Genomic DNA, 13,388 nt, shown 5'->3' with positions numbered 1-13,388 from the left:
CGTCGCTTTCTGGCGGATCGCCCACAGCGAGGACTACCTCGCCGACAACGGCGGCTGAGAGCGCCCACGCGCCCGTCCTCCAGACAACCCGCAGCTCGGCTTCTGGGACGAGCAGGCCCGTCGGCTGAACTGGGCCGGGCCGCCCCAACAGGTGTTGGACTGGTCGCAGGCGCCGTTCGCCCGATGGTTCGACGGCGGCAGGATCAACGCCGCGTACAACTGCGTGGACCGGCACGTGGAAGCCGGCCTCGGCGAGCGGGTGGCCATCCACTTCGAGGGCGAACCCGGCGACGCCCGCACCCTCACCTACGGCGAACTGCTCCGCGAGGTATCCCGGGCCGCGAACGCGCTCACCTCACTCGGGATCGTGGCCGGTGACCGGGTGGCCCTCTACCTGCCGATGATCCCCGAGACTCTGATCGCCATGCTCGCCTGCGCCCGCATCGGCGCCATCCACTCGGTCGTCTTCGGCGGGTTCTCCGCGGACGCGGTCGCGAGCCGCATCCAGGACACGGAGGCGAAACTGCTCATCACAGCCGACGGCTCCTACCGGCGCGGCAAGCCCACGCCCCTCAAGCCCGCCGCCGACCAGGCCCTGGAGTCCTCCCCGAGCGTGGAGAACGTCCTGGTCGTGCGCCGCACGGGCGAGGAAGTCGCCCTCACCCCGGTCGGGACCTGTGGTGGCACGACGTGGTCCAGGCACAGAGCGACCGACACATCCCGGAAGCCTTCGACGCCCAGCACCCGCTGTTCATCATGTACACCTCCGGTACCACGGGTAAGCCCAAGGGCATCGTGCACACCACCGGCGGCTACCTCACCCAGGCCGCCTACACACACCACGCCGTCTTCGACCTCAAGCCGGAGACCGACGTGTACTGGTGCACGGCCGACGTCGGCTGGGTCACCGGCCACTCCTACATCGTCTACGGCCCGCTCGCGAACGCCGCCACCCAGGTGATCTACGAGGGCACGCCGGACACCCCCCACACCGGACGCTGGTGGGAGATCGTGGAAAGGTACGGCGTCACCCTCCTCTGCACCGCGCCGACCGCGATCCGCACCTGCATGAAGTGGGGCGACGACATCCCCGCGAAGTTCGACCTCAGCAGCCTGCGCCTGCTGGGATCAGTCGGTGAGCCGATCAACCCCGAGGCATGGATGTGGTACCGCGAGAAGATCGGCGGAGGCCGCTGCCCGATCGTGGACACCTGGTGGCAGACCGGGACCGGCGCCATGATGATCGCGCCACTCCCCGGGGTCACCGCGACCAAACCGGGATCGGCCATGACCCCGCTGCCCGGCATCCGCGCCGAGGTCGTGGACGACACCGGAAAGCCGGTGCCCGACGGCAGCGGCGGCTACCTGGTCCTCACCGAACCCTGGCCGTCCATGCCCCGCTCCATCTGAGGTGACGACGACCGCTACGTCGCCCCCTCTTGGTGGTGACGCCCTTCGGCCTGATGACGGTCAGCTGCAGCAGCTTGTGGTCCTGCGTGGCGTGGACCTTCCTCAGGCTCGCGCCGGCCTCTTCCACCCCGGATCGTTTCTCGTCAGGCACGGCGTCGAGTTGTTCGCGCATGCTGCTGAGCACGCCGGTGAAGGCGGTGATCTGGTCGGTGCCGCCGCGCTGTCCTGTCCAGCGTGCCGGTGGCGGCCGGGCTGGACCGGCTGTCCCCGGCCCAGCTGATCCTGATCCAGGGGAGCAACAGCCGCATCGGCGGGCCCTTCGCCGTTGCCGCCACCGCGGGCAGCAACCTCGGCACCCCCGTGACCGCGCTCCTCGTGCCGGCCCGGGCTGTCCTCGACACCAGCGACGAGCCGTCCAGCCGCGCCACGCTGCCCGGTCACGTCACCTGCGGCGCGGTGGTCATCGACCGTAACCGTCGCGTCCCGCACATCGGCCATCGAGCGACAGGGCTGCTACTCGCTCCCGGTGTTCATCAGGCAAGTGCGTTGTCGGGCAACAAGGTGTCGGCTGCTTTGGAACACGTGCCCGACCTCCCAGAGAGGACCCTCATCCGGCCTCGAACTCCTGAAGCCACGACCAGGGGCAGAGTAGCTCTCCGTAATCAGAAGCTTCCAGTGCCTTCTCATCGTCGCGGAGCATCCGCATGACGGTGGCCGCTGACGGGTCTCGGCCTTTCTTCTTCCCGGTGGAGACGACGAGCCGCTCGGCGATCTCCCGCAGGCTCGCCGCAGCGTAAGATCCCTGGCTTGCCCGGTACCGGGCCACCATGTTCGCAGCGTCTGCTGCCGCCCCGATCGTCTCGTCCGAGCTGTCCGGCAGAGCGCTGAGGCTCTTCAGCACTACGGCAGCGTTGCGGCGCCAGCAGCTGCCAGGCCGATCACGTCGGCGGGTCCTCGGGGTCGCCGGTCTCCCCGGCGGCTTCTGCCGCGGCCTTCAGCAGGCGGGCGGCAAGTTCCGTAAAAGCCGGCAGGTCCGGGCCAGGTTCCGGGCGGCTGGTATCGCGTACCAGCGGGTGCAGCCGCGCGACCGGCAGCGCGTCCAGCCCGGCCGCGGAGTGCCGGGTCAACTTGGCACTTCCTCCCGTCGCCGGTCATCGCCGGCTGTGGCGGGGATGGCGTTGTCGATGAGGACCGCGGCGATGGCGGCGGCGGTGGGGAAGGCGTCGGCGTTGAGGACCCGGGTGCGGGCCGCGGCGCCGTCGATGAGCAACGCGAGCTGCTCGCCGAGCTGTTCAGGGTCGGCGGCGCCGGCTTCGCGGGCGGTGTCGGCGAGCCGCGCGGCCACGGCTTTCTTGTAGTCGCCTGCGTACTGGGACGCGGGGTGCTGGGGGTCGTGGAGTTCGACGGCGGCGGCGATGTAGGGGCACAGGGGGGTGGTGGGGGGGATGTCGAAGGCGGCGAGAAGCCGTTCGCGGGGCGTGAGGTCGGTGCGGTCGAACACACCGGACAGAACGGAGGGGTCGAACCGGCGCAGGTACTCGGCGACGAGTTCGTCCTTGCCGGTGAAGTGCTGGTAGGCCGTGCGCTTGGACACCTGGGCCGCCGCGCAAAGCTGGTCCATGCCGGTGCGGTTGATGCCCTGCTCGCGGAACAGCTGCTGGGACGCGCCCAGGATGCGCTCGCGGGCGCCCCGGCCGCGGCGGCGGCCCTTGGGGCCCTTCTCCAACTCGGTCATGGGCCGATGGTACCCCAGCTGGGTAACGACTGGTGTACATAGTTTGCGCCCCGGCCGCCCGCCCCGTACCGTAAGCACACGGAGCGGTGTACATAACACCGTCACCCCAGGTGCGCACGGCACCACCGACCCAAGGGAGCGACTATGGGAAAGCTTGACGGCAAGGTAGCGGTCATCACCGGCGGCACCACCGGCATGGCGCTGGCCGGCGCGAAGCTGTTCGTCGACGAGGGAGCGCACGTCTTCATCACCGGCCGCCGCCAGGACGCCCTGGACGAGGCCGTGAAGCAGATCGGCCGCAACGTCACCGGCGTCCAGGGCGACGCCGCCGACCTGGACGACCTGGACCGCCTGTACGACACCGTCAAGCGGGAGAAGGGAAGCCTGGACGTGCTGTGGGCCAGCGCAGGCGGGGGCGAGCCCGCCCCGCTCGGCGAGATCACCGAGGCCCAGTTCGACACCTGGTTCGGGCTCAACGCCCGCGGCACCCTGTTCACCGTCCAGAAGGCCCTCCCGCTCTTCAACGACGGCGGCTCCATCCTCATGACCGGCTCCAACGCCTCCCTCGGCGCCTTCCCCGGCTGGAGCGTCTACGCCGGCAGCAAGGCCGTCCAGCAGGCCTGGGCCCGCGTCTGGCTCAACGAACTCAAGGACCGCCGCATCCGCGTCAACGTCCTGACCCCCGGCCAGGTCGCCACCGCCAAGCAGGAAGAACTCTTCGACGAGGCCACCAAGCGCCAGTTCGAGTCCCTCATCCCCCGCGGCCAGATGGGCCGCCCCGACGAAATCGCCACCGCCGCCCTCTTCCTCGCCTCCGACGACTCCAGCTACGTCAACGGCATGGAACTCGTCGCCGACGGCGGCACCACCGCCCTCTGAACCGAACACCACACAACAACCAGGGCAGGACATCTCATGAGCAACATCAGCATCATCGGCACCGGGAACATGGCCCGCACCATCGGCGCGCGGGCGCTAGCGGGCGGCAACACCGTCGAGGTCATGGGCCGCGATCAGTCCAAGGCCGCTGACCTGGCCAAGGCTCTCGGCGGCGGCGCCACGACGGGAGAATGGGGCACCGCCCCGGCCGGGGACATCGTCATCGTCGCCCTGTTGCACGACGGCGTCGTGCCGGTCGTCGCCCAGTACGGAGACGCTCTCGCGGGCAAGGTCATCGTCGACATCAGCAATCCCTTCAATTCCACGTTCGACGGGCTGGCCCACCGCGAGGAGACCTCGATCGCGCAGGAAGTCGCCAGGGCGGCCCCGGCCGGCGCCAGCGTGGTGAAGGCGTTCAACACCATCTTCCGTCATGTCCTGGAGAAGGGTCGGCCCGACGTCTTCATCGCCGGCGACAATGCGCAGGCCAAGGCAAGGGTGGAGGCGTTCATCGAGAGCCTCGGGCTGCGCCCGCTGGACGTCGGCAGCCTGAAAATGGCGCACTGGCTGGAAGGAGCGGGCGTGGTGACGGTGGGCCTCGCCAACCACGGGGTGGGGAACGTGGACTTCGCCCTCAGCATCACCGAACTTCCCCTCTGAGCAAACGGTTGACGGGTCACGATCACCGAAAGGGACTCGTCAGTGCTCACTCCGGCAGCGGCTGCGCAGGGCGCCGGCCAGCCGTTCCCGGGTCCGCGGGTTGTGGCCCGTGAGGATCCGTACCCCGCGCAGCCGCTCGTACCGGCCCGCACTCTGGGCGCGGCGGATCGTCTCCGCCCTTGCCCCCTCCAGCGGGACCGCGTACCCCTCCACCGACTGCGACACCCGCCGTGGAATCCAGTACGTCCGCACCTCTTCGGCTCCCTTGACGCACTTTTCCGCCAACCACGCCTCCCCCATCCGTTCGCCGCCCGACGAGGGAAGCTCCACGTCTGCGCGCGTATCCATGCCCGGGCACAACGTCGTTCTCGTCCACGGAGTCGGCATGCGCAGTCGGGGCGGGGTGGAAGATCCCGTAGCGCTCGCTCGCCCATGAGTAGAAGGAGTTGACGCCAGCTCGATCGGTGTCGAAGGAAGTCGACCGGATCCGCTCTTCGTTTCGCAGGTCGGTGAGTCGCCGGCCCTTGAACGCCTCCACGTCCCGCACCGTCGCGTCGTCCCACGAGCGACCGATGGCGCCCAGGAAGTCGAACCACACGATCAACGTGTACGCGCGTACCGCCTCCAGGTCCCGGGCCCTGAGGCCGCCATCTTCCCAGTGCGAGGAGGCCGGGCTCCGCCCCGGTGACCTCTGTCTGACGCCTCTGTTCCTCGGCGCGCCGATCGACGTGGATGGCCGGTACCTGCTTCACCGTCGGGATGACCGGGACGACATCTGGGAGCCCTGGGTGTTCGCCTCCTCGGTGGCGGCCGCGCGCGGGAACATTCCTGCCTCGATGCGCCGCCGCGGCGCGAGCTCACCGAAGAGGTGCCGGGCCTGGGGCCCACCGAACTGATGCCGTTCGCCGTGGAGATAAGGGACGAGCGTCGACGGCTCGCGGTGCCCATCCAGGTCTACGCCGACCGCTGGAGCGGTGCCCCGAGGATGTGGAGCTCCGCGAAGGTGTCCTGTTGACAGGGTGCACCGTGGACCTGCTCGACCGGCGTCGCCTGAGCCCCGGGCTGGGGGAGCTGATCCGGCGCCACGCGGCCGGGCATCCCGCGGCGGAGGTACCGCCGGACGTGGCCCTTCTGCTGCTCGGCGAGGCCGCGGCGGGGGCCGAACTGCACATCGTCGGTGTCCACCTCCGCCTCAAGGACGAACACGGCCGGATCCTCCTCGGCCTGCGTCACCCCTGCTCCAAATACGCGCCGGACACCCGACGGGCGATCGACGGGATTCTCGATGGATGCCTGTACGCCATGGCACACTGCTCCCAACACAGGCCACCGGCAAGGGAACTGGAGTTGAGTGAACGGCGGCCGGCACCGACGATGCTTCAGATGATCCTCGGCAGACGGCTTCAGAAACCCCGCACCCAAGCCAACCTGACTGCGCAACAGGCCTGTGTACACCTGCGGCAGGCAGCCACCACGGTGACCCGGATGGGACGCGCCGAGGTCACGCTGAAGTTACGTAACCGTCGCCGCGATGCTGGACCTCCACCAGGTCACGGAGCCCGAGAAGCATGACCGTCCGGGCCACAGCGCGCAGGAAGAGCAAGGATGTCCGCGCGGGCATCCGTAAGGAGCTTCAGGTGACCACCTCCTCCCGCATCACCAACGCAGACACCGAACTCGGCCATCAGGGCTGGAGGAAACCTGGAGCAGCCCCAACCTCTTCCACACACCGCGGGAGATCAACGCCTTCGTGCGGGGAGCGAAGACGGGCCAGGCCGACTTCCTGCTGGACCGCCCCTGATACAACACCCACCATCCCTGCCCAACCCGCCACGGCCGTCAACGGAGACCCCCATGACCGCGGACAACAGCAAGATCGACACCAGCAAGCCCCAGTCGGCACGCATGTACGACTACTACCTGGGCGGGAAGGACAACTACGAAGTCGACCGAATCGCCGCGGAACAAGCCATAGCGCGGTTCCCCGCCATCAAACAGGGAGCTCAGGACAACCGGGCCTTCATGCACCGTGCGGCCCGATGGCTCACCGACCAGGGGATCCGCCAGTTCCTCGACATCGGCACCGGCATCCCCAGTGAACCCAACCTCCACCAGATCGTCCAGCGAACAGCCCCCGAAGCCCGCATCGTCTACGTCGACAGCGACCCCATCGTGCTACGCCACGGCGAGGCCCTTCTCCGCAGTACCCCGCAGGGCAGCACGGAATTCATCCTCGCGGACGTCCGGGACCCCGAAAAGATCATCGAACGAGCCCGGACCACACTGGACTTCAGCAAGCCCATCGCCCTGTCGCTCGTCGCGCTTCTGCACTTCGTCTCCGACGAATACAACCCCACCGGCATCGTCACGAAACTCGTCGACAACCTGCCCTCCGGAAGCTACCTCGTCCTCTCACACGTGACCGGGGACTTCGACCCGGAGACTTGGGACAGCATCGTCAGCATCTACCGCAGCGGCGGAACACCCGCCCAGGTACGGTCACACCCAGAAGTCGCACGGTTCTTCGAGGGACTGACCCTCACCGACCCCGGTATCGTGCCCGCAACCGCCTGGCACCCGGACACCGGCCAACCCGCCGCCCCGAGCGGCCCGGCCCCCGTACCGCTCTACGCCGGAGTGGGCCGGAAGACCTGAGCGCCCGCCGGCGGCTACCGCCCTTCCGCGCCGGCCCTGGCCCCCTCTTCAGGCCAACCCCCGCAGGACCGCGTTGACCAACCTCCGGAACAGGGGAGAGGAGAGGGGTCCGCCGGCGCGCTCTCCGGGGCCCCCGAGGTGGGGCGCGCCGGTGGTGTCCAGCCTTCGGCCCGGGGCCCGGGTTGGCCCGCTGCGTCAGCGAGGCGACGGCCTCGTCGATGCTGACCATCTCGCCGAGCAGAGCGGAGATCGTCTCCGTGATCGGCGTCCCCATACAAGTGACCGCCGCCGACGTCGCTGATGCCATCAACGCCGTCCAAGGCTCGTGGGCGGGTACGACGCCGCCTGCCCCAGGGCCGTACGCCGGGGTCAAACGACACGCAGGCCGAAGCGGACAGAGGCCCCGCGCCGCTCCGCCGGGACCGTTCGGGACGGTGGCGTCGCGGCAGTACCCGGTTCGCGGGCCGTGCTGCCGGTCACGGACCTTCTGGCTGTGCGGTGAGCGGTGCCGTGGGGCAAGTGCGGCACGTCGTAGGGCCCGAGCGGGCGGTGGCCTGGGAGACGCTGTGCCCGCTCTGGACCTTGGTGGTGCAGGGGCTGCTGCTGCCCGGCGTGGTGCGCTGGGCCCGGCTGCCCCACGACTCCGCGACGGCAGAAGAACGCCTCCTGGCCGAGGCGACGGCCACCGAGGAGGCGTACCGGGCGCTGGAGGAGACCGCCGCGCGGCTCGGCACCGACCCGGAGATCACCGAGCGGACGCGCCGCGAGTACGAGAGCCACCTCCACGTCATCCACGCGGGCGGCAACCACCAAGAACCTGGTGAGCACGGGCAGAGCGAGCGGGCGGACATCCTGCGCCAGGATGAACTCCCGGACTCATCGAGAAGCCGATCGGTTTCCATCACGCTAAACCGATCGGTTTCGGTCTGTAAGTCCAGAGAACGCCGTACGCCGGGTCCGCTCGAAAGGTGATGCGTCAGTGCATGCGTGCCGCATCGAGCAGAGTGACCACCGTGGGGGCGACGAGTCCTGTGAGGTTGTCGGCTCCGATCCCCGCCCGGGCGCTGGCGCCGTCGAAGACCAGGCTGAGCTGCCGGGCCAGCAGGTCGGCGTCGCTCGCGCCGCCCTGTTCGGCCTCGGCGCGGAAGAAGGCTGTCAGGTTCTCCTTGATCCGGTGGGCCACCAGGCTCGCGGGGTGGCTCCGGTCCTTGAGCTCGATCTGTGCGGCCAGGTAGGGGCAGCCGCGGAACTCGGGCGCACCCGCCTGCGACTCCACCTGCTCGAAGACGTGCGTGATCCGCTCGCGGGGCGCCCGGCCGTCGTCCGGCGCGGGCAGGAGCCCGGCCGCGAAGGCTGAGGCGCGCCGCTCCAGGCTCGCCGCCAGCAGTTCGCCCTTACTCTCGAACAGCTGGTACATGGAGCGCTTCGACACTCCCGCCGCCTTGCACAGCGCCTCGACGCCTATGCCGACACCGTCGCGGTAGGTGAGCGTGGCCGCTGCCTCCAGCAGCCGCTCTCGGGAGCTTGACTTCGCCTCGGTGGTCATATCGCGAGGTTAACTCGATTCCGACAGAAAGAAAACTGATCGGTTTCTGGAATGAGGCCCGGACAAAGACCCGGCGACGGCCTGGGCGTCGCCTGGCCGTGGTGGTGTGTGCGCCCGACCGTCCTCGCAGGCGAGACGCACCGGGGCCGCTGCGCACGGCAGCCCGTTCCGGGCGGTGAGGGGGTGCGTTCCGCTATGCCGGGACGGAGGTCTTCTCGGGCTTCGGCTTCGTCTCGGCCGGGATGCGGTGCATCCCCTTGCGGTCGTACCACCCGAGCATGCCGAAGCCGAACAGTGCGGCGGACACGAGGCCGACGGCCATCATGACCCAGCCCCGGGTCAGGCCGGCGTCGCCCTGGGCGTCGTAGTAGAGGATCGAGCGGATGCCGCCGGTGATCTGCCGCAGCGGCTCGAACTCCGCGAGGAAGCGGTAGAAGCCGGGCAGCGCCTCAAGGGGGGTGGTGGCGCCGGCCGTCGGCACCGCCATCGCGATGAAGACCAGCGTGACCACCAGCATGCCGGGCGTGCCGAAGACGGCGAGGAGAGCGAGCGCGCCAATCCCGGTGACCGCGATGGCGCACACCGAGTACAGCCACAGGAGGGGCAGATGGGAGGCGTCCATGCCCATGATGCCGACCGCGCCCACCATGACCAGGGTGCCCATCAGCAGGGACAGACCGATCATGAGGGTGCTGCTGATGGCGAGGGTCTGCACCCGGGTCGCCCGGATCAGCGGGCGGTGCAGGCGTAGCGGGCCCATGTCGTTGTGGGTGTAGCCGAGGGCGTGGTCGACCTGGCCGCTGATGACATTGGCGGCGAGCATGCCGCAGACCACCAGCACGAGTGCGTAGTAGAACGCCGTCAGGCCCAGGCCGCTGTGCGAGTCGAGGGGATGGCCGTCCTCGACCGTGACGGCGGCCGGGTCGGCCAGGAGAACGCGTGCCGCGGTGGGGAGCTTCGCCTGCTGGGCCGCGGTCCGCGCGGTCAGTTCCTTGCCCACCTGGAGCGAGGCGTTCTCGGCCGCCTGGGTGGTCGCCGTCCGGGCCATGCTGGAGCCCATGCTGCCGGCGGACTGGTTGGTCAGCACCCTCAGCGTCGGGCGGGCCGGGGTCCCGGTGGTCGCGGTGCCGGTCAGCGCGGTGGTGGCGGAAGTGAAGTCGGCGGGCACGACGAGCGCGCCGGACAGCTTGCCCTTGCCCAGTTCTTCCTTCACCTCCTTCTCGCCCATCACCTTCCAGTCGATCTTGCCCCCGCCCGCGGTGGACTGCTTGACCGACTCGGTGATCCGCGCTCCCAGGTTGACCTGCTCACCGCCGAGAGCGGCTCCCCTGTCGGCGTTGACCAGGCCGACGGGCAGTTTCTCCAGGTGACCGGCCGGATCGATGTTGGCGCCGACGTAGAACACGGTGAACAGCAGCGCGAGTACGCCGGTGATGACGCCGTTGGCGATCCACAGGGGTTTGGCGCGCAGTACGCGGAAGGGCTGGATGCCACTCATGACTTACTCCGGTCTCGACAACAAGGCGCAGCGGGAGGGGGCCGGACCGTGCCCTTGCCGGTCGGCGCCCCTCAGAACGTTCCGTGACATGAGCGGCAGCCTCCGCACGAGACGAGTGGGCGGTGGGCGGTGGGCGCCGGGGGCGTTCGGTCAGTGGGGTGCGGAGCGTTCCGCCGGGGGATGCCGGCCGCCGGTGACTTCCTTGACGGGCTTGTGGGGGTAGCGGCGTTGGGCGTACTCCTGCGCGTGTGAGCCCGGCAGGACGTACAGCGTCTCCTTCTTGTTCTGGAGCGGTCGCAGCACGGTGTCCATGAAGGCCTTGCGGTCCTCCAGATACGGGCCCAGGACGTCCTCGCCGCCGGGGCAGACGGCAAGGCAGTAGCCGGACTTGCAGCTGGGGAGAGAGGTCAGGCTCTGCCACATGGAGGCGCTCTCGGAGTCGGTGACCCGGGAGCGGTAGTCGGCGGCGTCCTCACTGTCGGCCACAGTCTGTGCCCAGTCGGTGAACCCGCTCATGAACTCACGGTAGTTGTGCGTGGTGCAGGCCGGCGCGTCGAACACCCCGTCCTTGCTGATGGCGCCCACGGGGCAGGCGGCGACGCACAGCTTGCAGTCGATGCACGGGTTGCAGTCCAGCGCCTGCCCGTACGCGCTCACCTCCGCGTCCACCAGGACGGTGGCCGGCAGGACGAAGCTGCCGAACTTCGGGTGGATGACGTCGCGGTGCAGGCCCATCACGCCGAGCCCTGCGGCCACCGCCACCGTCTTGTGCGCCACCACCCAGATCCGCTCATGGGGGAAGCGGTCCGTCTCCTGGGGGAAGCCGACCGACGGATTGAGCGCGCGGTAACCGGCGTCGTGCAGGGCTTGGGTGACGCTGCGGGCCGCATGGTTGGCCTGCTCGTCGGTCCGGTGGTACTCCTGGTTGGCCACGCTACGGGCAGGGGTGCGGCAGTTGTCGCGGTTCATCCGGACCGCCATCGCGATCAGGGTGCGGGTGCCGGGCAGCGCGGACCGCGCGTGCTCGCGCTCGCCGACCAGATCGGGGTGGTCCAGGCTGACCGCGGCCGCGCCGTCCGCACCGGCCGCCAGACACAACTCGCGCAGCCAGGTCGCGTCGATCACCGCCGGCGGGCTCACCGCTCCGCCGGCCCTGCGCCGGGCGAGTACGGCCCGCACCGAGGGGTGGGCCGCCAGCTTCGCCGGACGCCCGAATTCCGTCGGTTGCCCCTCGGCGTCACGTGCGGCAGTCATCCGGTGCTCCTGGGGATGCGGGTTCGAGGCTCGCCTCCACAGCGAGAAACCGATCAGTTTCGCCATCGTAAACTGATCGGTTTCCGCGCGCAAGTCCGGACGGCGGAACACCCCTGACCCCCACCACCCGGTGTCGCGATGGAGCCGAGTCGCGCGGCCGAGGGGGGCGTCGTCCCGGGCCGGGGTCACCTCACCTCCGCGAACCCCGCATCCGGATCCGCGCCGTCCCGCCACCCCGCCACCAGCGCCCGCAGCGCCCGCTCGTAGCAGTCCGCGACCGCGAGCCGGGGCGGCTCGTTCCTCGACAGCACCAGGGAACGCGCACGTCGGGCCCACGCCCGACCGGTTCGCGGGCGTGGTCGTCGCAACACCGGGCTGACCGACCCGGACTTCATGGCGACCTTCACCGAAGAGCGGTTCACGCGTGACCTCGGGGCCTTCCTGCGCTGGCGGGAGCAGTCCGAGTCGCCCGGGCTCACCGCCTCGTGGGCGGTCGGCAGCCCGACAGTGCCCTCAACCAGACCGCCCACGTCCTCACCGCGGAAGAGGCCGCCGGCTACGACGCTCCCTTCCCGTCCGAACGGCATTTCGCCGGAGTGCGGCAGTTCCCGCACCTCGTATCACTGGACACCACCGACCCGCTCGCCGCGACGCTGCGCCGCGCCTGGGCCGGGCTGGCAGCCTTCGACAAGCCGGTCCTCACCGCCTTCGCCGAACACGAGGACATCACGCGCATCTACGAGCAGGTCTTCCAGACACGGGTCCCCGGCGCGCAGGGGCGGAACCATATGACGATCCCCGACGCCGGCCACTTCCTGCAGGAGCAACAGCCGGACCTACTGGTCGAGGCCATCCTCGACCTCGGCTGACAGCCGGTCCGCGCGAGGGTCGACCGGCCCTCGTTGTCCGGCACTTGCCCCCCGGCCGGTGAGGGCACTTGCCGATCACCGGGCCCGACCACTGACCGGCGAAGACGTGTCTCCTTCGCGGCCGAGACGCCGAGGCGCAGCCGAATACCCGGGCCGGCGCGCCTTGCCGAGCCCGGTCGGGCCTCAGCTCCCCCGGTGTTCGTCGGAGTGCGCTCCACCGGAGGTCGTTGGCCGCCCCGCGGGGTATCTCGACCATCACCGACATGTCCGTTTCACCTTGAGTCTGGTCACGGTCCTGGTTCGCGCCGTCGCCATCGACCACGGCCCGCTGATCGTGAGCCGCCACCGCGAGGAGCCGGCGCGCGGACACCGGCCAAGGGGCACTCTCGCGCACGGTCGCCCCGGCCGGCGCACCGTGGTGGTCTCCGACGTCACCGTAGCGACGGCGCCGGCTTGCCCCTCTTCCCGTCGACATTCCCGAGGCGTCAAGCCGGGGTTCCTGGTACCGGTTCGCAGACGGCGCCCGGTGGACTTGCGGAGTGAAACCGATCGGTTTATGCTGGTGGAAACCGATCGGTTTTGCATGGATGGCGATCAAGGGCGCTGTCCCTCGCGTCACCGGAGGCGGCAGGGTACGGAGCCCACGATGTGCTGGTCGACGACCCCACACGCTGGGTCACGCACACAGATGTCCGCAGAACCGCACGCCAGGTATGCGCAGTTGAACAAAGAGCGGGCGCTCACCGACCTGAAGGAAACTCTCGTGGACAGTTCACTCACTCACCGCTTCGTCGACGTGAACGGGGTCAGGCTGCACATCGCCGAGCAGGGGGAGGGACCGCTGGTCCTGCTGCTGCATGGCTGGCCGGAGAGCTGGTACTC

General features: G+C 69.6%; 15 protein-coding genes and 2 pseudogenes. 9 read left to right on the top strand and 8 right to left on the bottom strand.

Annotated features, from left to right (window positions below; all coding sequences use genetic code 11):
• Positions 1–91: 91 nt before the first annotated feature.
• A pseudogene (locus ACIQ7D_RS37160) lies at positions 92–1,407 on the top strand (acetate--CoA ligase); the annotation flags it as partial.
• Between the two features lie 610 nt (positions 1,408–2,017).
• Here ACIQ7D_RS37160 and ACIQ7D_RS37155 read toward each other — a convergent pair.
• From ACIQ7D_RS37155 to ACIQ7D_RS37145, 3 genes are read right to left on the bottom strand one after another with little or no spacing between them, the layout of a single operon-like run.
• Positions 2,018–2,311 carry a hypothetical protein gene (locus ACIQ7D_RS37155; RefSeq protein ID WP_403945644.1) on the bottom strand — a complete coding sequence of 98 codons (294 nt, stop codon included), beginning with the start codon at positions 2,309–2,311 and terminating at the stop codon, positions 2,018–2,020.
• 37 nt (positions 2,312–2,348) lie between these two features.
• Positions 2,349–2,537 (bottom strand): hypothetical protein, encoded by a 189-nt coding sequence (locus ACIQ7D_RS37150; RefSeq protein ID WP_403945642.1) that lies wholly within the window; start codon positions 2,535–2,537, stop codon positions 2,349–2,351.
• Positions 2,534–3,145 carry a TetR/AcrR family transcriptional regulator gene (locus ACIQ7D_RS37145; RefSeq protein WP_403945639.1) on the bottom strand — a complete coding sequence of 204 codons (612 nt, stop codon included), beginning with the start codon at positions 3,143–3,145 and terminating at the stop codon, positions 2,534–2,536. Before ACIQ7D_RS37145 ends, ACIQ7D_RS37150 begins: the two co-directional genes overlap by 4 nt.
• Positions 3,146–3,289: 144 nt before the next feature.
• Between ACIQ7D_RS37145 and ACIQ7D_RS37140 the strand changes: the two genes are divergently transcribed.
• Complete coding sequence (locus ACIQ7D_RS37140) at positions 3,290–4,024, top strand: SDR family NAD(P)-dependent oxidoreductase (RefSeq protein WP_387865164.1); 735 nt, start codon at positions 3,290–3,292, stop codon at positions 4,022–4,024.
• Positions 4,025–4,060: 36 nt separating this feature from the next.
• Entirely contained in the window at positions 4,061–4,684 is a 624-nt protein-coding gene (locus tag ACIQ7D_RS37135) for an NADPH-dependent F420 reductase (protein ID WP_403945636.1), read from the top strand.
• Positions 4,685–4,723: 39 nt separating this feature from the next.
• On the opposite strand, the gene ACIQ7D_RS37130 is transcribed toward ACIQ7D_RS37135, so the two are convergent.
• On the bottom strand, positions 4,724–5,032 hold the full coding sequence (locus ACIQ7D_RS37130) for a hypothetical protein (protein WP_403945634.1): 309 nt from the start codon (positions 5,030–5,032) through the stop codon (positions 4,724–4,726).
• 678 nt (positions 5,033–5,710) lie between these two features.
• Between ACIQ7D_RS37130 and ACIQ7D_RS37125 the strand changes: the two genes are divergently transcribed.
• From ACIQ7D_RS37125 to ACIQ7D_RS37115, 3 genes are all read left to right on the top strand, one after another.
• Positions 5,711–6,256, top strand: coding sequence for a hypothetical protein (locus ACIQ7D_RS37125; protein ID WP_403945632.1), 546 nt, complete (start codon positions 5,711–5,713; stop codon positions 6,254–6,256).
• Positions 6,257–6,538: 282 nt separating this feature from the next.
• Positions 6,539–7,339 (top strand): SAM-dependent methyltransferase, encoded by an 801-nt coding sequence (locus ACIQ7D_RS37120; protein WP_403945631.1) that lies wholly within the window; start codon positions 6,539–6,541, stop codon positions 7,337–7,339.
• A 519-nt stretch (positions 7,340–7,858) separates the two neighbouring features.
• Complete coding sequence (locus ACIQ7D_RS37115; RefSeq protein WP_403945629.1) at positions 7,859–8,311, top strand: hypothetical protein; 453 nt, start codon at positions 7,859–7,861, stop codon at positions 8,309–8,311.
• A 4-nt stretch (positions 8,312–8,315) separates the two neighbouring features.
• Here the strand turns inward: ACIQ7D_RS37115 and ACIQ7D_RS37110 are convergent, their stop codons facing one another.
• The 4 genes from ACIQ7D_RS37110 to ACIQ7D_RS37095 form a co-directional block, all read right to left on the bottom strand.
• The gene (locus ACIQ7D_RS37110) at positions 8,316–8,885 is read right to left on the bottom strand and encodes a TetR/AcrR family transcriptional regulator (RefSeq protein ID WP_403945627.1); all 570 of its coding nucleotides are present in this window, start codon (positions 8,883–8,885) and stop codon (positions 8,316–8,318) included.
• 193 nt (positions 8,886–9,078) lie between these two features.
• Positions 9,079–10,383, bottom strand: a complete 1,305-nt coding sequence (locus ACIQ7D_RS37105) for an SNG1 family protein (protein ID WP_403945625.1) — start codon at positions 10,381–10,383, stop codon at positions 9,079–9,081.
• Between the two features lie 150 nt (positions 10,384–10,533).
• Positions 10,534–11,637 carry a 4Fe-4S binding protein gene (locus tag ACIQ7D_RS37100; RefSeq protein WP_403945622.1) on the bottom strand — a complete coding sequence of 368 codons (1,104 nt, stop codon included), beginning with the start codon at positions 11,635–11,637 and terminating at the stop codon, positions 10,534–10,536.
• Positions 11,638–11,822: 185 nt separating this feature from the next.
• On the bottom strand, positions 11,823–11,948 hold the full coding sequence (locus ACIQ7D_RS37095; RefSeq protein WP_403945620.1) for a hypothetical protein: 126 nt from the start codon (positions 11,946–11,948) through the stop codon (positions 11,823–11,825).
• Positions 11,949–12,122: 174 nt separating this feature from the next.
• On the opposite strand from ACIQ7D_RS37095, the gene ACIQ7D_RS37090 reads away from it, so the two are divergent.
• The 3 genes and pseudogenes from ACIQ7D_RS37090 to ACIQ7D_RS37080 all read left to right on the top strand — a co-directional run.
• The gene (locus tag ACIQ7D_RS37090; RefSeq protein WP_403945618.1) at positions 12,123–12,506 is read left to right on the top strand and encodes a hypothetical protein; all 384 of its coding nucleotides are present in this window, start codon (positions 12,123–12,125) and stop codon (positions 12,504–12,506) included.
• Between the two features lie 58 nt (positions 12,507–12,564).
• Positions 12,565–12,948, top strand: a pseudogene (locus ACIQ7D_RS37085) (MMPL family transporter); the annotation flags it as partial.
• 321 nt (positions 12,949–13,269) lie between these two features.
• Positions 13,270–13,388, top strand: a 119-nt coding sequence (locus ACIQ7D_RS37080; RefSeq protein ID WP_403945646.1) for an alpha/beta fold hydrolase, incomplete at its 3' end; no start/stop codon positions are given.

This window comes from Streptomyces sp. NPDC096310, assembly GCF_044763125.1.
Taxonomy (GTDB): Bacteria; Actinomycetota; Actinomycetes; order Streptomycetales; family Streptomycetaceae; genus Streptomyces.
The sequence above is the reverse complement of the archived record's forward strand: the minus strand, read 5'-3'. Positions and strand labels throughout refer to the sequence as shown.

What these genes read in the sequence shown, in the direction of transcription:
- ACIQ7D_RS37145 (WP_403945639.1), bottom strand. Translation starts at nt 3,145, where the DNA reads ATGACCGAGTTGGAGAAGGGCCCCAAGGGCCGCCGCCGCGGCCGGGGC.
- ACIQ7D_RS37140 (WP_387865164.1), top strand. Translation starts at nt 3,290, where the DNA reads ATGGGAAAGCTTGACGGCAAGGTAGCGGTCATCACCGGCGGCACCACC.
- ACIQ7D_RS37135 (WP_403945636.1), top strand. Translation starts at nt 4,061, where the DNA reads ATGAGCAACATCAGCATCATCGGCACCGGGAACATGGCCCGCACCATC.
- ACIQ7D_RS37130 (WP_403945634.1), bottom strand. Translation starts at nt 5,032, where the DNA reads ATGGATACGCGCGCAGACGTGGAGCTTCCCTCGTCGGGCGGCGAACGG.
- ACIQ7D_RS37120 (WP_403945631.1), top strand. Translation starts at nt 6,539, where the DNA reads ATGACCGCGGACAACAGCAAGATCGACACCAGCAAGCCCCAGTCGGCA.
- ACIQ7D_RS37110 (WP_403945627.1), bottom strand. Translation starts at nt 8,885, where the DNA reads ATGACCACCGAGGCGAAGTCAAGCTCCCGAGAGCGGCTGCTGGAGGCA.
- ACIQ7D_RS37105 (WP_403945625.1), bottom strand. Translation starts at nt 10,383, where the DNA reads ATGAGTGGCATCCAGCCCTTCCGCGTACTGCGCGCCAAACCCCTGTGG.
- ACIQ7D_RS37100 (WP_403945622.1), bottom strand. Translation starts at nt 11,637, where the DNA reads ATGACTGCCGCACGTGACGCCGAGGGGCAACCGACGGAATTCGGGCGT.